This window comes from Phaeobacter gallaeciensis DSM 26640 (assembly GCF_000511385.1).
Lineage (GTDB): Bacteria > Pseudomonadota > Alphaproteobacteria > Rhodobacterales > Rhodobacteraceae > Phaeobacter > Phaeobacter gallaeciensis.
Genome location: NC_023137.1, coordinates 3,263,145 through 3,287,146, shown reverse-complemented (window position 1 = coordinate 3,287,146; position 24,002 = coordinate 3,263,145). Strand labels below are relative to the sequence as shown.

19 protein-coding genes and 1 tRNA gene are annotated in these 24,002 nt (G+C 57.8%); 17 read left to right on the top strand and 3 right to left on the bottom strand.

Features of this window, described 5'->3' with window-relative positions:
• Positions 1-36: 36 nt before the first annotated feature.
• The 6 genes from GAL_RS15870 (at position 37) to GAL_RS15845 (ending at position 7,692) form a co-directional block, all read left to right on the top strand.
• Positions 37-1,974: an AMP-dependent synthetase/ligase gene (locus tag GAL_RS15870; protein WP_024098579.1), complete on the top strand. Its 1,938-nt coding sequence runs from the start codon at positions 37-39 to the stop codon at positions 1,972-1,974.
• A 46-nt stretch (positions 1,975-2,020) separates the two neighbouring features.
• A complete protein-coding gene (locus GAL_RS15865) occupies positions 2,021-3,181 on the top strand; it encodes an ABC transporter substrate-binding protein (RefSeq protein ID WP_024098578.1) in 1,161 nt (386 codons plus the stop codon).
• A 154-nt stretch (positions 3,182-3,335) separates the two neighbouring features.
• Complete coding sequence (locus GAL_RS15860) at positions 3,336-4,253, top strand: MBL fold metallo-hydrolase (protein WP_024098577.1); 918 nt, start codon at positions 3,336-3,338, stop codon at positions 4,251-4,253.
• Between the two features lie 403 nt (positions 4,254-4,656).
• Positions 4,657-6,321, top strand: coding sequence for a transcriptional regulatory protein (locus GAL_RS15855; protein WP_024098576.1), 1,665 nt, complete (start codon positions 4,657-4,659; stop codon positions 6,319-6,321).
• A gap of 170 nt (positions 6,322-6,491) precedes the next feature.
• Complete coding sequence (locus GAL_RS15850) at positions 6,492-7,481, top strand: NADPH:quinone reductase (RefSeq protein ID WP_024098575.1); 990 nt, start codon at positions 6,492-6,494, stop codon at positions 7,479-7,481.
• A 136-nt stretch (positions 7,482-7,617) separates the two neighbouring features.
• Positions 7,618-7,692 (top strand) — tRNA-Gln (locus GAL_RS15845).
• An 873-nt stretch (positions 7,693-8,565) separates the two neighbouring features.
• Here the strand turns inward: GAL_RS15845 and GAL_RS23005 are convergent.
• Positions 8,566-8,868: a LysR substrate-binding domain-containing protein gene (locus GAL_RS23005; RefSeq protein ID WP_407674851.1), complete on the bottom strand. Its 303-nt coding sequence runs from the start codon at positions 8,866-8,868 to the stop codon at positions 8,566-8,568.
• Positions 8,869-8,992: 124 nt separating this feature from the next.
• On the opposite strand from GAL_RS23005, the gene GAL_RS22260 reads away from it, so the two are divergent.
• A complete protein-coding gene (locus GAL_RS22260; protein ID WP_276525141.1) occupies positions 8,993-9,754 on the top strand; it encodes an IS5 family transposase in 762 nt (253 codons plus the stop codon).
• 187 nt (positions 9,755-9,941) lie between these two features.
• Here GAL_RS22260 and GAL_RS15830 read toward each other — a convergent pair whose 3' ends face one another.
• Positions 9,942-10,955, bottom strand: a complete 1,014-nt coding sequence (locus tag GAL_RS15830) for a LacI family DNA-binding transcriptional regulator (protein WP_024098573.1) — start codon at positions 10,953-10,955, stop codon at positions 9,942-9,944.
• Positions 10,956-11,222: 267 nt separating this feature from the next.
• Here GAL_RS15830 and GAL_RS15825 point away from each other — a divergent pair, with 267 nt between their 5' ends.
• The 9 genes from GAL_RS15825 to GAL_RS15785 all read left to right on the top strand — a co-directional run bounded on the left by GAL_RS15825 (position 11,223) and on the right by GAL_RS15785 (position 21,769).
• Complete coding sequence (locus GAL_RS15825; RefSeq protein WP_024098572.1) at positions 11,223-12,524, top strand: extracellular solute-binding protein; 1,302 nt, start codon at positions 11,223-11,225, stop codon at positions 12,522-12,524.
• Between the two features lie 73 nt (positions 12,525-12,597).
• On the top strand, positions 12,598-13,479 hold the full coding sequence (locus GAL_RS15820; protein ID WP_024098571.1) for an ABC transporter permease subunit: 882 nt from the start codon (positions 12,598-12,600) through the stop codon (positions 13,477-13,479).
• Positions 13,480-13,489: 10 nt separating this feature from the next.
• On the top strand, positions 13,490-14,371 hold the full coding sequence (locus tag GAL_RS15815) for an ABC transporter permease subunit (RefSeq protein WP_024098570.1): 882 nt from the start codon (positions 13,490-13,492) through the stop codon (positions 14,369-14,371).
• Positions 14,372-14,383: 12 nt separating this feature from the next.
• On the top strand, positions 14,384-15,430 hold the full coding sequence (locus GAL_RS15810; RefSeq protein ID WP_024098569.1) for an ABC transporter ATP-binding protein: 1,047 nt from the start codon (positions 14,384-14,386) through the stop codon (positions 15,428-15,430).
• Positions 15,427-16,428, top strand: coding sequence for an endonuclease/exonuclease/phosphatase family protein (locus GAL_RS15805; protein WP_024098568.1), 1,002 nt, complete (start codon positions 15,427-15,429; stop codon positions 16,426-16,428). Before GAL_RS15810 ends, GAL_RS15805 begins: the two co-directional genes overlap by 4 nt.
• 102 nt (positions 16,429-16,530) lie before the next feature.
• Positions 16,531-17,601 (top strand): bifunctional transcriptional activator/DNA repair enzyme AdaA, encoded by a 1,071-nt coding sequence (locus tag GAL_RS15800; protein ID WP_024098567.1) that lies wholly within the window; start codon positions 16,531-16,533, stop codon positions 17,599-17,601.
• Positions 17,602-17,720: 119 nt separating this feature from the next.
• Complete coding sequence (gpmI, locus tag GAL_RS15795) at positions 17,721-19,241, top strand: 2,3-bisphosphoglycerate-independent phosphoglycerate mutase (RefSeq protein WP_024098566.1); 1,521 nt, start codon at positions 17,721-17,723, stop codon at positions 19,239-19,241.
• On the top strand, positions 19,238-20,422 hold the full coding sequence (locus GAL_RS15790) for a murein hydrolase activator EnvC family protein (RefSeq protein ID WP_024098565.1): 1,185 nt from the start codon (positions 19,238-19,240) through the stop codon (positions 20,420-20,422). Before gpmI ends, GAL_RS15790 begins: the two co-directional genes overlap by 4 nt.
• A 3-nt stretch (positions 20,423-20,425) precedes the next feature.
• Entirely contained in the window at positions 20,426-21,769 is a 1,344-nt protein-coding gene (locus GAL_RS15785; RefSeq protein WP_024098564.1) for a S41 family peptidase, read from the top strand.
• Positions 21,770-21,859: 90 nt separating this feature from the next.
• Here GAL_RS15785 and GAL_RS15780 read toward each other — a convergent pair whose 3' ends face one another.
• On the bottom strand, positions 21,860-22,732 hold the full coding sequence (locus tag GAL_RS15780) for a helix-turn-helix domain-containing protein (protein WP_024098563.1): 873 nt from the start codon (positions 22,730-22,732) through the stop codon (positions 21,860-21,862).
• Positions 22,733-22,820: 88 nt separating this feature from the next.
• On the opposite strand from GAL_RS15780, the gene pobA reads away from it, so the two are divergent.
• Positions 22,821-24,002, top strand: coding sequence for a 4-hydroxybenzoate 3-monooxygenase (gene pobA, locus GAL_RS15775; protein WP_024098562.1), 1,182 nt, complete (start codon positions 22,821-22,823; stop codon positions 24,000-24,002).

Genomic DNA, 24,002 nt, shown 5'->3' with positions numbered 1-24,002 from the left:
GCCTGAACAGGCGCAAAAACATGGGTTTAAGCGCGGATGGGGATAACGGTGACACAGACAGTGGTGGCGGCAGATCGCAGAGCAGAGCAGGATGGGGCAACGGCCCCGTTGCCTCAGGTCGTGCTGAACGGTGCTAGCTACAACGCAACGCCCGGACAACGGCCGGTCATGGTGGATCGCTGCGATACGGTGGCGAAGCTATTTGCACTGCGCTGTCGCACGCTTGGTCCCCGCACCGCGCACCGCGAAAAGGACATGGGCATCTGGAAGGCCTATTCTTGGCAGGACTATTGGGACCACGCCGAGAAAATCGGCCTCGGCCTGATGGCGCTTGGGTTGGAGCGAGGCGAAGTTGTCTCAATCCTCAGCGAAGATCGCAAGGAATGGCTCTACCTCGATATGGGTATTCAGGGCGCCGGGGCGATTGCCTCGGGGGTGTATACCACGGATTCAGCCCAACAACTGGCCTATCTGATCAATGACAGCGGCAGCCGGTTTCTGGTGGTGGAGAATGACGAACAGCTGGACAAGTTTCTGGAGATTGAGGCGGAGGTTCCGCACCTGTGCTGGGTGATCATTCTGGACCGCGACGGGCTGCATGATCTCCGGCATGAAAAATGTCTGTTTCTCGATCAGCTCTATGATCAGGGGGCGGCCTATAAAATTGCCAACCCAACCGTGTTTGAGGATGCGGTGGCGCGATCTCGACCGGATGATACTGCGCTGCTGATCTATACCTCCGGGACCACGGGTCTGCCTAAGGGCGCCATGCTGAGCCATGAGAATATCCTGGCCACGATGGAGTCGGGCGCACGGTCGCTGGAGTGTTACGCCACGGATGAACAACTGTGTTTCCTGCCGCTGTGCCATATTCTTGAGCGCAACGTCTCGGTCTATCTGCCGATGGCGGCGGGCAGTACGGTCAATTTCGCCGAAAGTCCGGAGACGGTCTTTGACAATATTCAGGAAGTCTCGCCTGCAACCTTCTTTGCGGTGCCACGTGTCTGGGAGAAAGTCTATTCCCGGGTTCTGGTATTGGCGCAGGAGGCGACCTGGCTTGGCCGCTGGGCCTTTAACCGGGCGGTGGCGGCGGGCGCGGCGCGGGCCAACTATGTGCTGGCCGCGAAACCCGTCCCGACCGGCATCGCTGTGCGCTACCGGATCTGGGATCTGCTGGTCCTACGGAATCTGCGGCGGATGCTGGGGCTGGACCGGTTGCGCCGGGGCGGTACGGGGGCGGCACCGATCTCACCTGAGTTGCTGCGCTGGTACTGGTCGATCGGGGTGCCTCTGATTGAAGGTTACGGGATGACCGAAAACGCCGGGCTGACCGCTGCCAACCGGGTCCTGTCGCATCGTCCAGGCACCGTTGGTCAGGCGGTGCCTGGCGTTGAGATCCGCATCGCGCCGGATGGCGAAATTCAGCTTTGGGGGCTAAACAACTTCCAGGGCTACTGGAACAAGCCTGAAAAAACCGCTGAAACCTACACCGAGGACGGCTGGCTGCGCACAGGCGACGTCGGACAGCTGGATGATGCAGGTTTCTTAACCATCACCGGGCGGATCAAGGACATTATCATCACCGCTGGCGGAAAGAATATCACCCCGGCGGAAATCGAGAGTCGGCTAAAATTCAGCCACTATATTTCCGACGCGGTGGTGATTGGTGATCGGCGCAAATTCCTCACCTGCCTGATTATGATTGATCAGGAAAACGTCGAGAAATTTGCCCAGGATCGAAAAATCCCGTTTAGTGATTTTGCCTCGCTCTGTGCGGCGGAACAGGTGGTTGACCTGATCCGGGGGGAGGTCGATGCCGTGAACAGAGATTTCGCGCGCGTCGAACAGATCAAGGATTTTCGCCTGATCAATGTCCTGCTGACAGCTGAGGATGACGAGCTGACCGCAACGATGAAGTTGAAACGCGGGCTGGTGGAGAAAAAGCACAAGAACCTGATTGACCAGATGTACTGACATAACGGGCGCATCCGCGCCGGGGGACACAAGGGAGTAAGCGCAGATGAAGACATGGACAGCGAAGCTTGTCGGGATAGCTTTGGCAGCGGGGCTTGCGCCGCAGGCGATGGCGGATACTCAGGGCGTCAGCGACAGCGAAATCGTGTTGGGGTCAGTCAATGACCTAAGCGGGATCTTTGCTGCGGTCGGCGTGCCTGCGGTAAATGGCGCCAATCTGCGTTTCGAGGAAGCCAATGCCAATGGCGGGGTCCATGGTCGTCAGATCCGTTTCGTGGTGGAAGACAACGGCTACCAGATCCCGCGGGCGATGCAGGGCTACAATAAGCTTCTGAACCGCGATCAGGTGTTTGCGATGTTATTGTCGCTTGGCACGCCGATGAATATCGCCGGTTTTAAACTGCTCGACCCGAAGGGCATTCCCAACATCAGCCCGCTGACCGCTGCGCGACAGATGCTGCAGGACCCGGTGGACAACAAATTTATCGGCTTTTCCAGCTACTACGATCAGGTGCAGGCCGGGGTGAGTTATCTGGCAGAGGAGTTCGATGCCAAGGAAGTCTGCTCCATGTATATCCCGTCCGACTTTGGCAAGGAGATCAAGGAGGGCAGTGCGGATATCGCCGCCAACCTGGGCCTGCGTTTCGCCGCTGAGACCACCCACAAACCGGACGAGCTGGATTTTGTTGGCTCCCTCACCAAGCTGAAAGCGGAAGGGTGCGATGTTGTCACTATGGCTCTTGGCGTGCGGCAGGGGATCACCGTGGTTGGCACCGCCAAGAAACTGGGTTGGACGGATGTGAAATTTCTCAACACCTCTGCCGGATTTCTTGAGGTGGTGGCCGCCGTACCGGGCGGCGTGACAGATGGGTTGTATGCGGCGGCAGGCTGGGCCGATCTGATCGCCCGGGCCGATGATGAAGTGCCCGCCAAATTTATGGCGGACTATGAGGCCAAATTCGGCCAGCCCGCCGGTGGCTTTGCCATGCTTGGATATAGCGCTGCCAATACCGTGGTGAACGCGTTGGAGGCGGCGGGCCCCGAGCTGACGCATGAGAGTTTCATCAAGGGGATGGAAAGCCTCGATTTCTTTGATGCGCTGACTGACACACAAATCACATATGGTCCTGATGACCATCGCGGTGCCGATGTCATTGTGATTTCGGTGGTAGAAAACGGCATCTGGAAAGAGTTGAGCCGGAAGTAAGCCGTATTCTCGCAAGGAAAACCAAAGAGCCTGCAGATCGCAATCTGTAGGCTCTTTTTTATTCAGCGAAAACAATCCGAGATATCAGGTCTGACCGGGCTTCATTTTATGCATATATTTGAATACCAATATGACGTGTCGAGGGAGGCAGATCATGACAGTGACAAGACGGCGTTTCGTGCAGGGGCTGGGGGCGGGCATGGCTTTGTTGCCAGCGAGTCGCGTTTGGTCTGAGACCAGAGTCTCGCTTGGTGGTGCAGAGATTCTCAGCCTGTCCGACGGTCAGATGCGTCTGCCGCCGTCGTTCCTATACGGTGATCTGGATCCCGCCATGCTTGCCCCGGTGTTAGCAGAGCATGGGATGACCCCTGACGATCCGCTGACGCCGGCGATCAATATCACGCTTCTGCGTGACGCGGATCGTATTGTTCTTTTCGATGCGGGGGCCGGGCCAAGTTTTCAAGATGGGGCAGGGCAGTTGCCGGATGCACTGGCCGCGGTTGGCATCAGCCCGGAGGATATCACCCATGTTGTCTTCACTCATTGTCACCCGGATCACCTCTGGGGGGTTCTGGACGATTTTGATGATCCGCTTTTTGCCAACGCAAAGCATTTGATGGGACGTCAGGAATGGGACTATTGGTTTGATCCGGCGACTGTTGATACGATTGGCGAGGATAGGGCATCAATGGCCGTCGGTGCACGTCGTCGAATGGAGATACTGGCAGATGGAATCACTCTCTTTGATGACGGTGCCGAGATTCTTCCCGGTATCGCTGCACGGGCTACTTTTGGCCATTCGCCTGGCCATATGTCGTTTGAGATCGCACGTGGATCCGACAGGATTATGATCCTGGGGGATGCAGTAACCAACGCTCACGTCAGCTTCTCTGAACCGAGCTGGGAAATTGCGTCAGATCAGGATCCTGTCGCCGCAGCACAGGTGCGGCAGAAGCTGCTGGAACAGTTAGCTCATGAACAACTCATGGTTGTTGGGTATCATCTGCCGAAAGGCGGTTTAGGGTATGTTGAGGCAGCCAGCAGCGGGTATCGGTTCGTGCCAAAATTATAATTCGTAAACAGCTACTGCGTGCATTCTGACATAAGGAATTTAATGAATTTCGTGCAGGACAGATACAACATTGAATTTTCACCGTAAGATATTGATTTTCATGTAATTATAGATCTTCTCGATATCCTGATGCGGAGGGAGCGAGAAGTGTCGATCGCATATCTTAGTGCTAACCCATATCGTAGACCGACTAGGAGCTTCACTTTGGGAGTGTGAGGGTAACGCCAAATAAGTTCAGACTGCCACAAAAGTGCGTTATTCAAACTATTGAAAAACTTTAGGTTGTATTATTTTTGGTGACTTTCATCGTTTCCTGTGGGATGGTTAATTTGTGGGTAATCAATTTGGTCGGGATAGGGGGTTTTGGTTCCGGTTGCATTGCTAGAGACAGTGGGTTTGGGATATGGAAAATAAACTTAGAATTCGCCACTTTGGCGCTTTTGGAGTTTTTCTGCCCGATGGAGAGAGTATTCTCCTCGGCTCAAAGCACCAAGCACTATTGGCACTTTTGTCTACCGCAGAAGGCGGGGTCCGCACGCGGGCCTTTCTGGAGCGCACACTTTGGAGTTTGGCCCAGCCAGAACAGGCCAAGGCCAGCCTGCGGACTGCGCTTTCGACCCTTCGGCGACATCTTGGTCCAGATAGCGCGAGTTTGCTCTCGGCAAATCGGGAGCGCGTGGTCCTGGATTTGTCCAAGGTCGACGTGGACGCGGATCCGGGAAAAGGCGATTTCATGGAAGGGTTCGAGCTTCCGCATGAAACGACATTTGCAGTCTGGCTGGAACAGCAACGCAATGAGCTGACGCGAGCCGATGTGCGGAATCGGGCGGCCACCGGTATGTTGCGGGACTATAGCCGTGCGGTGCTTGACAGCCTGCTGCCACCGATTGCGGTTCTGCCGTTTGTGCATCGTGCGCCGGGAGACGCGAAATCGCCACTTGGTGCATTGCTCTCTGAGGAATTGGCGCGCCATCTGTCGCGCAGCCACGCCTTTTGCGTAACTTCTTATTTGGCCTCGCGGCAGTTTGACCCGCATCAGGTGCGGCCAAGCGAAGTCTACTCCATGGCGGGCGCCAACTATCTGGTCTCGGGAACGGTGAATGTTACCGGGCAGACGTATCGGCTACAGGTCGATCTGCATGATGCAGAGCGTGAGCAGGTCATCTGGTCCCGTGAGTTCACAGAACCACTCTCGTTACTGACCAGCGGTTGTAGTGGAGCGCTGAGGGATGTGACTGCGCAGATCGGATGGACGGTTGTGGGGGAGTCAGTGCGGCTGGTCGGCTTTCGCCCCTTGTCCAAACATGACAGTCACACGCTGTTGATGGCGGCGATTGCACTGATGCAGGACATGCAGTTGCCGCAGTTCAATCAGGCGCAGGAAATTCTTGCTGTATTGCTGGAGCGTGAGGTGCAGCACCCGGTTGCGCTGACGTGGATGGCCATGTGGCATGTGATGCGCGTACAGAAGGGGTTCTCTACGGATCGGCAGTTGGATGCGCATCTGGCCAATCAGTTGATTGCAGCGGCACTTGCGCAGGATCCTTCCTTCTCTCTCGCCTTGACTGTACGCGGATTGATAGCCAGCCATCTAATGTTCCGCTTTGATCTCGCGCAGGATTCCTATGATCTTGCGTTGAAGGACAATCCGAACGAGGCCCTGGCCTTGCTATTGAAAGGGACAACATTTGCCTATCAGAACCAGCCGGAAGATGCCGTCCGCCTGACTGATGCCGCGCGTCGGCTGTCACCGCTTGGGCCGCAGCGATATTACTTCGATTCGCTTTCGGCAACGGCCAACCTTGGGGCGCAGAACTATGACCGCGCAGTCAGCCTTGCGGATCGATCGCTACAGGCCAACCCGACGTTCCCGGCCACGTTGCGGACGAAGGCCATTGCCCTGCAATCCATGGGGCTGACGGTCAAGGCGCGGGATGTTGTGAAATCCCTGCTGGACGTCCAGCCGGGATTCAACATCGCCCGCTACGAGAAAGACCATGCTGCACCCAATGCCCCCTTCGGCAAGGACTGGAGCAAGGCATTGAGATCTGCAGGCGTTCCGGCCTGAACACGATGAACCTGAACACGATGAAAGCCAGGTGATTATTCAACACCTATGCACGCAAAGCAGACGCGGGGGCTTGCAAGCCTGCCGCGTCTTCGCTCTTTTGCAGGGTGACTGGCACCAAATCCTGTTGGAGCAGACGGTCGGTCGCATCAGGTGAGAAAGGCCAAATTATGAAAGCGATCACATATCGGGCATTTGGACCGGCGGAAACTGTGCTGCAATTGGAAGATCTGCCCGATATCGCGCCCGCGCGGGGCGAACTGCGCGTTGAATTGGCCTATTCCGGCGTCAACCCGTCTGATGTGAAGGCAAGAGCCGGTGCCCGGGCCGGAGTGTCTGAACTTCCCTATCCTGTGATTGTTCCGCATAGCGACGGATCTGGCGTGATCGTCGAGGTGGGTGAGGGTGTTGATCCGGCCCGAATTGGTGAAGAGGTCTGGATCTGGAACGGTCAGTGGCAGCGTCCATGTGGCACCGCAGCCAGTTCGATCACCTTGCCTGCGGATCAAGCTGTCCCTTTGCCTGTAGGGCTGACCCTGCAACAGGGGGCAGTTCTGGGCATTCCAGGGCTTACTGCGGCCCATACGGTGTTTTCTGGCGGTGATGTCGGTGGCAAAACAGTACTGGTTCAGGGTGGAGCTGGTACTGTTGGTCTGCTGGCGGTGCAGCTGGCCAAATGGGGCGGCGCGCGGGTGATTGCCACCTGCTCGTCAGCGGATTTCGAACGGGTCAAGCGTGCCGGAGCTGATGCAGTGCTGAGTTACGCTGAGGACGATCTGGCTGAACAGATCCTGGCGGCAAACGGGGGCTGTCCCGTGGATCACATTGTTGAGGTCGAATTTGGTGACAATTGTGCGGTCGACACGGCCGTCATCGCCCCCAATGGACGCATCACCGCATATGGGTCGGCACGGGACATGACCCCCAGCCTACCGTTCTATCCCTTGATGTTTAAAGCTGTGACATTGGAGATGGCGCTGGTCTATCTGTTGCCCGCAGAAGCCCGGCGCAATGCCATAGAGCGTATCAATGCCGCCGCGGCGCAGGGCGCGTTTCAGCCCCCTATCGCGGCTATTTTCAACCTGGTGGATACAGCAAGGGCGCATCAGGCCGTGGAGGCCGGAAAACGCGCAGGCGCGATCCTTGTAAAGACCGGGTGAACCACGAAAAACTAAAATCTCGGGCGGTGATTTCTGAGGGTGATCTGCAGGATCAAAGGGAGGCGTGAAAACTGCATTTTTTTCCAAAAACCCCCTTGCGCCTCCCGATATCTGCCTTTAGACAGCCGCTCACCGATGGGGTGTGGCCAAGTGGTAAGGCAACAGTTTTTGGTACTGAAGATCGTAGGTTCGAATCCTACCACCCCAGCCATTTTCCTTTGAACATACCGTCTGGCGTGAGGCGAAACTTGTCTGGCCTGGAACGCAGATCTTGACGTGTGAAATCGTAGATTCTACGGAATGTGACGATTTAAATGGGCTATCCTCGGTCAACTTGACTGTTCTTCTAGTTTTCAAGAACTGCAATGTGCCTGAGGTTTGAAGGTCCTGAATCCAACACTTGGGGCGGCTTGCTACCATTCTCTGTATGTGCGAACCAATCAGGGGGGGCTGGGCGAGAGCGGACACTCCGGTGATCCTTAAACCCCAGTTCCCTCTTCGCAATGGCAAGACGGCTGCTAGAGTCAGGGTTGTAAGGGTTGACCGACTGGGTTCATAAAGTAGCCTAGCTGCATCATACTAGGCGCGCCGGCCCGCGTCACCAGAGCTATCGCTAAGCAATGGAAGACTGCGCATAGCATCTGCAATTTCCATTTTCTCAATTTGGCCGACGATAGCTTGATTAGACGTTGGGACTGCAGGGCAAGGCATGAGACGTTTGCTTTTGTAGTTCGCCCAGTCGCCGAGTTTCCAGAGGATTGCAAGATCCACTCTGGCAGTCTCCAGCATCTCGATGGAATGATCGGTTCAGTCCGCAAACTGATGTCTGGACTGGACACAAAAGAAGCGCCTGACCCGAGGGAAGAAAAGCACGTTAGCGCACCAATGTTCACCGTAACTGACGAGACGCTATGCAGATCAGAAGTTTCCCGGTCGAACTACCCCAGGCAGATTGGGATAAATGCCACAACCTGTACCTTGCCCATGTATGACGCTGACCGCCTGATCCCCCGCGGCAAGATGGTCGACATCCCGGCCAAACCGATCCCCGCGCAGTGAAAGACACAAGCGCGATAGAAGAGGATCACGCAATCTGGCCAGGCAACAGGTCAAGAAACCCTGGAAGTGCCGGGTTGCGTGTCTCCTTAAGCCAAACTGCCGAAATATCGACAACTTTCCCCACATCCCGGATGCGCACGGCCCTGAGCCCAGCCCGGCGCGCGCGCACAACGTTCTCGGGATAAATCAGGACGCCCATGCCCAACAGCACAAACGTAAAGAATTCGTCCCGAAGATACGCAACCTGTCCAGTCTTTGGGACAAACCCCCGTTCGATACAAAGATCCCTGACAAGGTTGGTGAACGGAAGCCAAGGCGTGTCACCGATCAGAAATCTCTCATCACTGAACTACTCCAGATTAGTAGAGGCGCGCGAGGCTAAATTCTGGACCCACTAGTTTGGTTGCCGCCATCTCGGCTGCGTGTTTCAAGCCCCTGAGTTTCAGGGGTATATCACGAGCAATCTATTCTGGCTGACTGACGAACAGATGGCGCGCCTTCAGCCTTACTTTCCGAAGAGACATGGCAAGCCGAGAGTTGATGATCGACGTGTTTTGAGCGGAATTATCTTCATTAATCGCAATGGGTTGCGTTGGTCTGATGTGCCTCGCGAATATGGATCACCAAAAACCCTCTACAACCGATGGAAGCGGTGGAGCGATATGGGTGTGTTCGCTCGGATCATGACCGGGTTCGCTGCGGAGGGAACCGATCACAAGACCCTCATGGTCGACGTAACCTACCTCAAAGCGCACCGCACGGCCTCCAGCCTGCGGTTGAAAAAGGGGGGGCATGGCAGGCTGATCGGACGCAGCAAGGGGGGCATGAATACGAAGTTGCATGCCGTTGCCGATAGTCTCGGACGCCCGATACGCTTCTTCATATCCGCAGGGCAGGTCAGCGATTACATGGGGGCCAGAGCTTTGGTGAATAGCCTTCCATCGGCTGATTGGCTACTGAGTGATCGCGGCTATGATGCCGATTGGTTCCGCGAAGCCCTTACAGACAAGGGAATAAAACCCTGTATTCCGGGTCGAAAATCGCGCGACAAACCTGTCCGATACGACAAGCGCCGCTACGAACCCCGTAACAGGATCGAGATTATGTTCGGACGCCTGAAGGGCGGGCGCCGTGTAGCCACTCGCTATGACAGGTGCCCGAAGGTCTTCCTCTCGGCCATCGCTCTCGCAGCTACCGTCCTGTTCTGGCTGTAATTTAATGTGTCTGGAGCCTGGCTGCCTTTGCGGGCTGGTTGAGCGCACTCAAGCCCTGATAGGCAAACGCTCTTACCCATCATTTGTGCAGATCCGACGCGACTCAAATCGCATGTATATCCGCACCGCCGCCCTGTAAGCGCTCGTCAAGGCACGGGTAAGACAGATTATAAACAGGACTTGGAGGTCAGTGAGTGTCACGCAGGATGACCTCTGCATCCAGCAGCACGGTCTCTTCCTGCGCCTGAGGGTGGTCGAGGCGCCGATCCAGACAGCGCAATACCGCAGCGACCATGTCACCAATCGGGTTTCGCAATGTGGTCAGCCGGATGGTTGGCCAGCGGGCCATCTCGATATCGTCAAAACCGACGACCGAGATATCCTGTGATACAACACGCCCTGCGTCCTTGAGCGCCCCGAGTGCGCCGATGGCCATGGCATCATTGGCACAGAATATCCCGTCGAAGTGGGCCTGTTCCAACAATCTCTGCGTGGCGAAATATCCGCTTTCGGTGGTGTAGTTTCCTTTGATTTCTCCGGCAAGGATGAGCCGATGCCTCGCCAGGCCGTCGAGCAGCCCATTCCGACGCTCAGCGGTCGCGCCGAAGTCGTCCGGTCCCCCTACTAGAGCGACGCGCTGCCGTGTCCGCTGCGCAAATATATCTGCTGCCAACATTGCCGCTTGGTGATTGCGTAGACATATGTTGTCGACCCGTTCAGAGTCGATAATCCGGCCAGAGGCAATGACGGGGATATGCAGCTTGCTGCAGAGATCGACAATCTCGGTGGCGAGGCTGCCGCTGCGCAGAATCATCGCGTCCAGCGGGTAGCGCAACACCTGAGTGACGGCATCACGGGCATGGTCGCCACTGCCGGCTATCACCACAGGCCATTTACCTGCGGCGTTCAGACCGGCAATCAGCGCTGAGGTCGCCTCCTTGTCGTATTCGTTCCGCATCTCACCGGCAAAGACCGCGACCAGATTGGAGCGTGCGCCCTGCAATGTGGCTGCCAGTGCATTGGGTTGATACCCCAGCTCATGGGCGGCCAACAGGATGCGTTCGCGCTTTTCCTGATCAAGATAGGCGCCCTCGGTGAAGGCGCGTGACACTGCCGAACGCGAAACACCTGCGATTTCAGCGACATCCGCTGCTGTCACGCGCGACAGCCGCCTACCAGCTGCTGGGCCTTGTCGTTTCATCTGTCGTCCCTTTCGGGCGGGATGTTTTTTTCGCTAAACACCGAAACCCTTGACACAACCGTTACATACCGCCCCTATATGAACACGTGTGCAGGTCTGGTGCAACGGACTCGTTCCTGAGACAAAAGCGCTTCAAGCGCTGCTGCAGCAGAGCTCACTGGCCTAAGGGGAGGCCAATTAATAATACCGCGGCGGCCTGAACCGGTCGCCGTGGTTCAATTGGAACCGCTCGCTCTTAAAGGGGCGACGGAGGACCGGAGACAGAAGATGAAACGTATTGCGTTCACAACCGCTGCCACGCTGGCATTCGCCGCCAATGCTGCATATGCCGAAACTGAAATCACCTGGTGGCACGCTATGGGTGGTGCGCTGGGTGATACCGTCAACCAGATCGCATCCGACTTCAACGCGAGCCAGGATGAGTATAAGATCACCCCGGTTTTCAAGGGCACCTATGAAGAGACGCTGACTGCGGGCATCGCCGCCTTCCGCGCGGGTGAGCAACCCAATGTGATGCAGGTGTTTGACGCCGGCGCCGCGACCGTGATTGGCGCGAAGGGCGCGACCATTCCGGTGCAGGATCTTTTGGCCGATAATGGCGTTGATTTCGACATCAACGACTATATCGCTGGTGTGCGTTATTTCTACGCCGACAGCGATGGCAAGATGATCGGCATGCCGTTCAACTCCTCCACGCCCATCATGTACTACAATATCCAGGCGCTGGAAAAAGCCGGGGTTACCGCACCCAAAACCTGGGAAGAATTCCAGACTGTGACCGCGCCTGCGCTGAAAGAGGCCGGGTATACCGCCCTGTCGCAATCGCACCTGCCCTGGATCTTCACCGAGAACTTCCATTCGCGCCATAACCTGCCGTTTGCAACCAACAACAATGGTTACGACAGCGTCGACACTCAGATTCTGGTGAACAATGACGCGATCAAGGCGCATTTCACCGCTGTGACCGACTGGCAGGAAAAGGGCCATTTCGAATGGTTCGGCACAGGCTGGGGCGACAACCAGACGCCGTTTGAGGAAGGCAAGGTTGCCATGTGGCTGGGGTCTTCCGGCTCCTTTGGTGGTCTGAGCAAGAAAGACCTGCCGTTTGATTTCTCCGCAACCATGCTGCCCTACTGGGAAGGTGTGACCAAAGAGCCGACGCAGACCTTCATTGGCGGCGCGTCCCTGTTTGCAATGGCTGGTCATGATGCCGAAGAAAACAAGGCAACCGCTGCGTTCTTCGACTTCCTGACCTCTTCTGAGGTGCAGTATTTCTGGCACAAAGAAACCGGATATGTGCCGATCACCGAAGCCGCCTATGAAATGGCAAAAGCGGACGGCCATTATGACCGCGCACCTGCTGCCGAGGTTGGTATCCAGCAGCTCTCGCTGCCCGGTGGTGACAACACCAAAGGCTATCGCATGGGTTTCTACGTGCAGATCCGCGACGTGATGAACCGTGAATACGGCCGCATCCTGACGGGTGAAACATCGGTTGAAGACGCGTTCAACGCCATCGAAGCCGAAGCCAACAACCTGCTGGCCCGTTTCGCCAAGACCCAAGGCTAATCGCGGGGCTTCCCCTTACTTGTGACGGCCGCAGTCCCTGCGGCCGTCACGCATTCCAACGAAGAGGCATACCGTGAAACGCGCCGGATTCTCGACCAAGTGGATGCCGATCCTGTTGCTTATGCCGCAGCTCGTCATTATCGCTATTTTCTTCTATTGGCCCGCCTGGCATGCAATCCAGTCGTCCTTCTACCTTCAGGATCCGTTTGGGTTTGGCTCAACCTTCGTAGGGTTGGATAACTACACTGATCTTCTGGGCAATTCCGAATATCGCCGTGTCGCGATTTTCACGCTCGTCTTTACGGTGCTGGTAACCTTCTTCTCGCTGGCGATTGCACTGCTGCTGGCGGTGAAGGCGGACAATGTTCTGCGCGGTGCCCGCACCTACCGGACGCTTCTGATGTGGGTCTACGCGGTGGCCCCTCCGGTTGCGGGCTTTATCGGGTTGATCATGTTCGACCAGAGCTGGGGGCCACTGACACGCCTTGCTGGCGTCTTTGGCTGGGATTTTGTGCTGGGTGTGAATTTCAATGACACTGCCGCCGCCATGGTCTTGGTTTCGGTCTGGAAACAGATTCCGGTCAACTTCATCTTCTTCCTGTCCGGTCTTCAGTCGATCCCGCGTTCCGTGCGCGAAGCGGCCCTGATCGACAATCGCTCAGCCACAGGTCGGTTCTGGGATGTCACCTTTCCGCTGCTGGCGCCGACTGGCTTCTTCCTGCTGATCATCAATATCACCTATGCGCTGTTCGACACCTTCGGCATCGTCGACACCCTTGTGAAAGGTGAGCCGGGGAACAACCCGATGACCCTAGTTTACAAGGTCTACGTGGATGGGTTCCGTGGCAACGATCTGGGTGGTTCGTCGGCGCAGTCTGTTATTCTGATGGTCCTTGTTCTGGCGCTTACGATCTTTCAGTTCCGGCTGATCGACCGCCGCATCCACTATACCTGAGGGGGCTGACATGGCTGACCAAACACCCGTCCAAACGCCACGCCGCTCCATCAACTGGGGGGCGATCGGCGACCACACTGTGCTGATCCTCGGCTCACTGTTCATGTTGGTGCCGCTGATCATGGTGGTACTGACCACCACGGTACCGGACGTGGACATAATCAAATACGGCCCGCAGCTGAAAATCGGCGATCAGTTCGATGAGAATTTCGAGAAGGCGATGTTTGAGGCGTCTGGATTCTCCGGAGCGAATACCGGGAGCCGGATGCTGTTCAACTCTTTCGTGCTGGGCATCGGCTTTGCGCTTGGCAAAATCGTGATCGCGATGATGGCGGCCTATGCTATCGTCTACTTCCGCCTGCGGTTCGCCTCGCTGGCATTCTGGGTGATCTTCACCACGCTGCTGCTGCCGTTGGAGGTGCGTATTCTGCCATCCTATGAGGTTGTGCAGAAGCTTGGTATGCTGAACACCTATCAGGGCCTGATCATCCCGCTGATCGCATCGGCCACGGCGACATTTTTCTTCCGGCAGTATTTTCGGTCGATCCCCGAAGAACTTGTTGAGGCCGCCCGCATCGACGGGGCAGGGCCGGTGAAGTTCTTCATCGATATTCTCGTGCCGCTGTCCAAAACCATGATCGCAGCGATGTTCATCATCATGTTTGTCTTTGGCTGGAACCAGTATCTCTGGCCCACGATGATCACGACCGAAGAGGACATGTATACGCTGGTACGGGGGATCAAACAGATCACCCAGACCCTGGAAGGCACCAATGTGCCGGAATTCGGTCGTGCAAATCTTCTGGCAGTGATTGCCATCCTGCCCCCGGTGGCAGTCGTCATTTTCTTCCAAAGCTGGTTCGTCAAGGGCCTGACGGAATCCGACAAGTAAGGACTTCACACAATGGCTCAGGTTACCCTGAATTCTGTACGCAAGGTCTACCCCAACGGGGTTGAGGCCGTTACCTCTTCCAGCTTCAAGATCGAGGACGGCGAATTCGTCGTCCTGGTCGGCCCGTCGGGTTGTGGCAAATCCACCCTGCTGCGCATGATCGCCGGTCTGGAGGACATAACCGAAGGCTCGCTGGAGATCGGCGACCGGGTGGTGAATAACGTGGATCCCGCAGATCGCGATATCGCGATGGTGTTCCAGAACTACGCGCTTTATCCGCATATGACCGTGCGCAAGAATATCGCCTACGGTCTGAAGAACCGCAAAACCCCTGCGGATGAGATCGAGCGCAAGGTGGCCGAGGCCGCCAAGATGCTGAACCTCGAAGAGTATCTGGAGCGCAAACCGTCTCAGTTGTCCGGTGGTCAGCGCCAGCGGGTTGCTATGGGCCGTGCCATCGTGCGTGACCCGGCGTTGTTTCTGTTCGACGAACCTTTGTCGAACCTTGATGCCAAGCTGCGCAACCAGATGCGGATTGAGATCAAGGCATTGCAGCGCCGGTTGGGGGTCACTTCTATCTACGTGACCCACGATCAGGTCGAAGCGATGACCATGGCGGATCGCATCATCGTGCTGAACGGTGGCCGTATCGAACAGATCGGCAGCCCTTCGGAGATTTATCACAACCCGGCGTCCGTCTTTGTGGCGTCATTCATGGGCGCACCGCCGATGAACCTGATTGATGCCAGCATTGCTGGTGGGCAGGTCACCTTGCCAGATGGCGTTGCTATGGGCGCGCTTAAGACCTCCGCAGAGGGCGCGGTTAAGCTGGGGATCCGCCCGGAAGATGTACAGCTGGTCAGCGAAGGCGGTGTCTCCATTGATGTCGAACTGATCGAAGAACTCGGCGCACACCGTCTTCTGCATGGCAAACTGGGTGGGCAGCCCTTCACCATCCATGTGCTGAAGGATATCCCGGTTGAGCCCGGCACCCATCAGATCTCGGTCGACCCGGCAGCGATCTGCCTGTTTGATGCGGAAAGCGGCCAGCGACGATGACAGCGGTGCTGAACAGTCTGCCGTCGGTTTCATCCGATCTGCAGGCGCGGATCAAGGCGGCACCGCGCAATGCGGAGGCGCACCGGTCGCTGATGGCTGAGGTGCCGGCAATGTCGGCCTTGCAATCCGGCGGTCAGGCTTCTCTGGAGGTCTTGACCGCTTCGGTTTCTGTTGTTGCCTGGAACGTCGAGCGCTGCCTGTTCCCGGAGGATACGGCCCGTCATATTCAACCTCTCGCCCCGCAGGTCGTCCTGCTGTCGGAGGTGGATCATGGCATGGCCCGCACCGGTCAGCGCCACACCACCGAGGCCATGGCGAAAGCACTGGACATGGCTTACGTCTTTGGGGTTGAGTTCCATGAGCTGGATCTGGGTGGCCCGACCGAGCAGGCCTTCTGCACGGATGATTTCAACCTGTTTGGCTGGCACGGGAACGCCATACTCTCGGCCGTTCCGCCAGAGCGTGTCACCCTGATCCGGTTGGATGACCACGGCCACTGGTTTTCCTCGGATGAGGTGCCCGCAGATCCGGAACAGCCGCGTCTTGGCGGGCGGATGGCTATCGCGGCGGTCCTGCCGACTGAGGCGGGGCCGATTTGCGCTGTCTCCACTCATCTGGAAAGCAATGCTGACGCTGACCACCGCCATGCGCAATTCGACCGTCTGCTGCATGCGATCGATGCGTTTGCGCCGGATATGCCGGTGCTGATCGGCGGTGATCTCAACACCGGCAACCATTTGCCGCCTGATTTCGACTGGCAACGTGAAACGCTGTTCGATCTGGCGCGCGCGCATGGCTATGACTGGTCGGCGACACCGGATGGTGTCACCACCCGGCCAAGCCTTATCACGCCGCATCCGGATAGGCAGATGAAACTGGATTGGTTCTGCACCCGTGGCATGTGCTCGACGGAAAACCGTCTGGTGTCTTCAGTCGATGAAAATGGCCGTCCGCTGTCCGATCACGATGCCGTCTGGTGTCGCGTCGCGCTGGACTGATTGGGGCGCATGCCAGAGGCTGCTAAACCAAAAAAACTGCCGCCGCATAATCCACGCCTGATTATCGGCGGCAGGCTCACGGCCATATGCTAAACAAGGCATATGTTGTTTGATCTTCCTGACCATGAGGCGCTGTATCAGGCGCTGCTCAATCGCGATGACCGGTATGACGGACAGGCTTATGTCTGCGTCGCCACCACCGGCATCTTTTGTCGTCTGACCTGCCCGGCACGCAAACCCAAACGCGAGAACTGCCAGTTTTTCGGTAGTGTAGGCGAATGTATCGAAGCAGGGTTTCGCGCCTGCAAACGGTGCCACCCCCTGCGCCCGATGGCAGAGGCGGATCCGGCGGTGGCCACCCTTTTGGCGGCTCTGGATCAACGTCCGGACTATCGCTGGGGGGAGGGGGACATTACCCGCATGGGATTTGATCTCTCCACGGTGCGGCGCAGTTTCAAGCGGCAGTTCGGCATGACTTTTCTGGAGATGGCCCGCCAGCGCCGACTGCGCGAAGGTTTCACTGTGTTGTCGGACGGCGGCAAGGTGATCGAGGCGCAGCTGGACGCGCAATTTGACTCTCCTAGTGCGTTTCGCGCCGCATTTGCCCGCTTGTTGGGACGTGCGCCGGGTAGCCTGACCGGTGAAGGCCTGTTGCTAGCGGATTGGATTGCGACACCGCTTGGTGACATGATTGCCGTTGCCAGCAAGACAGAACTGCACCTGCTGGAATTTGTGGAACGTAAGGCGCTAAAGGGCGAATTGGACAAGCTGCAACGCGCGGTGAAAGGCGACCTTGGCATCGGTCCCACACCGCCGAGCGAGCAGATCCGGGCAGAACTTGACGCGTTTTTTGCTGGGCGCTCGGCACAGTTTGAGACCCCTTTGGCCTATCATGGCACAGCCTTCATGCAGCAGGTCTGGGATGCCCTGCGGCAAATCCCACCCGGCATCACCCGCAGTTATTCGGAGATTGCGCGCACCATTGGCCGACCCGATGCCACCCGTGCTGTGGCCCGCGCCAATGGCGCCAATCAGATCGCCCTGGTGGTGCCTTGCCACCGGGTGATTGGTGCGGATGGGTCGCTGACCGGATACGGTGGGGGACTGTGGCGCAAACAGCGGCTCTTGGACATTGAACGCCAGTATCGCACATCGGCGGCGCAGCCGGTCTGAGGACCTCGCCCCAGAACGGAGGGGCGCGCGGATAGCCCCTCCAGACCGATCGGCGGTTTCCCAACCCCCGGCAAATCTGTAGAAGGCAGTAACGCCACTCAGAGCCGGAGCCTGAAACCATGTCGACGCCCAAACCTGTTGTTCTGTGTATCCTTGATGGTTGGGGGAATGCTGAGCCGGGAACCGCGAATGCGCCCTATCTGGCTGAGACACCAACGCTCGACGAGATTGCAAAGACCTGCCCAATGGCGCGGTTGATCACCCATGGGCCGGATGTCGGTCTGCCAAGCGGGCAAATGGGGAACTCAGAGGTGGGCCACACCAATATCGGCGCAGGTCGCGTGGTGGCGATGGATCTGGGGCAGATTGATCTGGCGATTGAGGATGGCACATTCTTCGACAATGACGCCCTGCAAGCCTTTATCGCCCGGTTGAAGGAAACCTGCGGTGCGGCACATCTCATGGGGCTGGTCTCAGATGGCGGTGTCCATGGCCATGTCACCCATATCCTTGCCGCGGTAAAGGCGGTCCGGGATGCGGGCGTGCCTGTCTGGCTGCATGCGATGACCGATGGGCGCGATGTCGCCCCGAAATCTGCTCTGGACTTCGTCACCGCCCTGCAAGGTGATCTCGCGGAGGGCGCGCGTATCGCCACCGTCACCGGGCGCTACTACACTATGGATCGCGACAATCGCTGGGAACGTGTCAGTCAGGCCTATGACGCCATGATCCATGGTCGCGGGCAGTATGAGGCGGAGACCGCCGCGGACGCGATCAGTTCCAGCTATGCGCGCGATGAGCTGGATGAATTTATCAAGGCCACGGTGATTGATGGGTATGACGGCGTAAAGGCCGGGGATGGCATTTTCTGCCTGAATTTCCGCGCTGACCGCGCCCGCGAAATTCTGCGCGCCATTGGTGAGCCAGACTTTGACGCTTTCGACACCGGCGCGCGCCCTGATCTCTCGGCCTTGCTTGGCATGGTGGAGTATTCCGAAGGTCATAACGAATACATGCAGACGGTGTTTCCCAAACGCGCCATCGTCAACACATTGGGTGCCTGGGTGGCGAAACAGGGCAAGCGTCAGTTCCGCCTCGCCGAGACAGAGAAATATCCGCATGTGACCTTCTTCCTCAATGGCGGCAAAGAAGACCCGGAGGAGGGCGAAGACCGCGCCATGCCGAAATCGCCCAAGGTTGCGACTTATGATCTGCAACCGGAAATGTCAGCGCCTGAGGTGACCGAGCGGTTCGTCGAGGCGATCGAGGCGGGTTATGACCTGATTGTCACCAACTACGCGAACCCGGATATGGTTGGTCATACCGGCGATCTCAACGCCGCAATCAAGGCCTGCGAAGCGGTAGATCAGGGGCTGGCCAAAGTCGTCGCCGCGTTGAAGTCCGCAGGTGGCGTGATGCTGGTCACAGCCGATCATGGCAATTGCGAGGTGATGGTGGACCCGGAAACCGGTGGGCCACATACAGCGCATACCACCAATCTGGTGCCGGTTGCGCTGGTTGGTGGACTCGAAGGGACACAGCTGCGTGACGGTCGCCTCGCAGATCTGGCACCAACGCTGTTGCAGTTGATGGACCTGCCGAAACCGGATGAAATGACCGGGGAAAGCCTGCTGGCATGAGTTCAGCATTCGGCATCCTTTGGTCTGATGTTGCCCGACATGGCTTGCAGGTCTGTGCCCTTGCGCTGGGTTTGTCAGTATTGGCAGGGGGAATAGAAGCAGCAGAGGATCCCGCGACTGCCGCACAGAAGGCGGCCAACCAGCTTGAGGCGGCGACTTTGGCGCTGCAAGACGCGGAAAGCGCCCGTGATCGGGTGGCGGCCTTGACAGAAACCGTTCGCGCTTATGAGGCAGGGCTGGCCGCTATGCGCGATGGTCTGCGCCGTGTGGCGCAGCGCGAAGGGCAGTTGGCCGCTCAGTTGAAGGCGCGCGAGGATGACGTGGCGGATTTGCTTGGTGTCTTGCAGACGATCGAAACCTCGCCGCCCCCTGTGCTGATGCTACATCCCTCGGGTCCGCTCGGCGCGGCGCGTTCAGCTATGACACTGGCAGAGGTGACACCGGCGCTGCAATCGCGGGCAACTGCGCTGCGTCGCGATCTGGAGGAGGTCCAGACGCTGCGCCTGTTGCAGCAAAGCGCGGCCAACACCCTGCAGGAGGGTCTGAACGGTGTACAAGAGGCCCGTGTACAACTGTCTGCCGCCATCGCCGACCGCACCGATCTGCCACGTCGCTTCATCCAGGATCCTGTGCGAACTGCCATTCTGATATCCTCGACGGAGACGCTCAGCGGGTTTGCCAGCGGGCTGGCTGAAATCGCGGAGGGGGAGATCGCAACAACCGATGCTGATGTCAGCGCCTTGCGCGGCACGCTTCCGATCCCCGTCGAAGGACTGGTCCTTCGCGGCTATGGTGAAAAAGACGCCGCAGGCATCGCCCGTCCCGGTTGGTTGATCGCGGCACGTCCGCGCGCGCTTGTGGTGTCGCCTACCGCCGCCACGATCCGCTATCAGGGGCCACTGCTGGATCTTGGCAATGTCGTCATCCTCGAACCGCAGCCCGAGACGCTTTTTGTGCTGTCGGGACTGGCCGAAGTTTACGGAACCATGGGGGAGGTCATCCCCGGAGGAACCCCAATTGGCCTGATGGGGGGAAAAAACCCGGAAATCGGCGCCATTTTGTCACTAAGCGGTGAAGGGGCTGGAACTGACCGCACAGAAACGCTCTATATAGAAGTGAGAATGGACAACAGTCCGGTGGACCCCGAAACCTGGTTCCGCACCGACAAGGATGGAAATTAGTTCATGAGAAAATTCGCGATGGCCGCAGTGGGCGGCACGCTGGCAGGGATACTTGCCACCACCTATGTAGCTGAGCCGCTTTTGGCACAGGAAGGCAGCCGGGAGGCCAGCGTTTATGAGCAGCTGGACCTCTTCGGCGACATTTTTGAACGCATCCGCGTACAATATGTCGAAGACGTCGATGAGACCGAGCTGATTGAAGCCGCCATTGGTGGCATGCTCGCCTCGCTGGATCCGCATTCCAGCTACCTCTCCCCGGATGATGCCGCCAATATGCGGGTGCAGACCCGTGGTGAATTTGGTGGTCTCGGTATTGAGGTCACGCAGGAAGAAGGCTTCGTCAAAGTGGTCTCGCCCATTGATGGCACCCCGGCGGATGAGGCCGGGATGGAATCCGGCGACTTCATCACTCATGTGGATGGCGAAAGCGTTCTGGGACTGGCGCTGGACGAGGCGGTGGATCTAATGCGTGGGCCGGTTGGCTCCGAGATTGTCATCACCGTTGTGCGCGAAGGCGAGGCGGAGCCCTTTGATGTGTCTATCATTCGCGACACAATCAAGCTGACGGCGGTACGCGCCCGGACCGAAGATGAAACAGTTGTTCTGCGCCTGACCACCTTCAATGACCAGACCACGCCGAACCTTGAGGCGGGCCTGAAAAAGCAGCTGGAAGAGGCCGGTGGCATGGACAATGTCAACGGTATCGTACTGGATCTGCGCAATAACCCCGGTGGTCTGCTGACACAGGCGATCAAAGTGGCGGACAGCTTCCTCGACAGCGGTGAAATCGTCTCTACCCGTGGGCGTAATCCTGAGGACGGTGAACGGTTCAACGCAACGCCAGGCGATCTTGTTGACGGCAAACCCATCGTGGTCCTGATCAATGGCGGGTCGGCTTCGGCATCTGAGATTGTCGCGGGTGCGCTGCAAGATCACCGCCGTGCCATTGTGGTCGGTACCAAATCCTTCGGTAAAGGCTCCGTGCAGACAGTGATGCCGCTCAAGGGAGAGGGCGCAATGCGTCTGACCACGGCGCGCTACTACACCCCATCGGGCCGTTCGATCCAGGCGCTTGGGGTATCCCCCGACATCGTTGTGGAACAGCCCCGCCGGGATCCAAATGCGGAGGAGGAAGAGGACAATACCTCCGCCGCCCGCCGGACCCGGTCTGAGGCAGATCTGCGGGGGCGTCTGAACAACGATAGCCTTTCCGAGGATGAGATCCGTCAGATTGAGGAAGACCGCGCCAAGGCCGAGGCCGCAGCGGAGCGCCGCGAAGAGGATTACCAGCTGGCTTATGCTATCGACATTCTGAAAGGTCTGTCGAAACTGGGCCCGGAAGAGTAAGCGCCAACCATCTGGTCAAAACCAATCAAAACCGCCTCGTGAGCAATCCGGGGCGGTTTATTTTTGATCATCTGCCGAGACAGCGGCGGTTTATTCAGGTGGCAACCCGCCTGCGGTGACATGCCGACGAAACCGTCGTGGCGGTAGCCCGGTGCCCCGCGCAAACACACGGCTGAAATGGGCGGGGTCAGCATAGCCAAGCTCATAGGCGATCTGCGCGGCACTCAATGTCGTATAAATCAGTAGGCGGCGCGCCTCACGTAACATCCGCTCGTTGATCAGCTGTGAGGCGGATTGCCCGGTTGCCTGATGGCTGATCCGGTTGAGGTGCGTTGTCGAAACGGCAAGTTCACGCGCGTAGTCGCTGACCTGCCGCCGGGCACGGAAATCCCGGTTCACCAGCGTTTCGAACCGGGCGAACAGTTGATGAGCCTTCGGGTTGGACTCGCGAGACTGCTGCGCACCGATGCATTGCGCAACCGTGCCGGTGACCGCGCCGACAAGTCCACGCAGGATCGGTGTGCGCGCAAAACCATCTGCCTCATAGGCGTCGCGGATCGCAGTGACTAGCTGTAGCAAGTCATCCCGCAGGGGTGTGACCGCCGCGCGATCCAGGGGTGTCAGAATATCGAGGTTATCCTCAAGCACTTGATCCATAAGATCGGATGTCAGTGTCAGCACCCATCCTGTAGTATTGCTATTAAACCGAAACCCATGCACGGCGCCACGGGGTACATTGATCATGCACGGGGGATGAAGATCTAGCTCGATACCGTCAATCGTGGCCAGTCCTGCGCCTTGTGTCAGGGTTAAAATCTGATGCAACCGCGCATGACGATGGGGCGTCAGCGACCAATCATGGAGCGAGGACCGCGCCTCAATGCTCTCAATATGCAGAAGATCCGCCAACTCCGTATTCTCTCCAAACAGGGAGTAGGTGGTTATCGCCTTCGGTTCAGTCATGTGCGAAATATACAAGAACTGGGCGGTTGGGTCTATTCGCAAGATGGCGGAGTTTCTGCATGATAGGCAGGCGAACAGGAGAAAGCTGATGCAGAGCCAGACAACACAGGTGGTGATTGTTGGGGGTGGTCCCTCCGGGCTTTTGCTGTCGCAATTGCTGCACCGCGCCGGGATCGACACAATCGTGCTGGAGCGTCAGACCCGGAATTATGTGCTGGGGCGCATTCGTGCGGGGGTCTTGGAGCACGGATTTGTGGACTTGCTGCGCCGGGCTGGTGCCAGCGCGCGCATGGACCGCGATGGTGTGGTGCATCACGGATTTCACATTGCCCATCAGGGGCGGCTAGACCGTATCGATCTTGCTGGCAGCGCCAAGGGGCAGACGGTGATGGTTTATGGCCAGACCGAGGTGACACGCGATCTCTATGAAGCCCGCGATGCCATAGGTGGCCAGATCATCCACGAAGCCGCGAATGTCGCACTGCATGATCTGACGACGGCGCGGCCTTATGTTACCTATGAACAGCAGGGCGAAACCGGTCGGATTGATACCAAATTCATTGTCGGCGCGGATGGGTTTCACGGGGTCAGCCGGAAGTCGATTCCGTCAGATGTCCTGCGCGAATATGAAAAGGTCTACCCGTTCGGCTGGCTCGGCGTGCTCTCGCAGACATCTCCCGCCGCGGATGAGTTGATCTATGCCCGGCACGACCGTGGTTTTGCCTTATGCTCGATGCGCAATGCGCAGTTGAGCCGCTATTACATTCAGGTGCCGCTGACCGATCGGGTCGAGGACTGGAGCGATGTCGCCTTCTGGGAGGAGTTGAAGCGACGCTTGCCAGAGGATGTGGCGCGTGGACTGCAAACCGGGCCCTCAATTGAGAAGTCCATCGCGCCGCTGCGCAGCTTCGTGGCGGAGCCGATGCGCTATGGCGCGCTATTTCTTGCCGGAGACGCCGCCCATATCGTGCCGCCAACTGGGGCCAAGGGGCTGAACCTCGCAGCCTCAGATATCCATTATCTGTACGAAGGTTTGTCGGATCACTTCCAACGCAATGATGACACTGCGTTGGACAGCTATTCCGAGCGCGCTTTGGCGCGGATCTGGAAGGCTGAACGGTTCAGCTGGTGGATGACCAACCTGCTGCATCGCTTCCCTGACATGTCGCCAGCGGATCTGCGGCTGCAGCAGGCAGATCTCGATTACCTGTTCTCCTCCGACGCGGCGCAGGCATCTTTGGCCGAAAACTATGTGGGATTGCCCTATTAG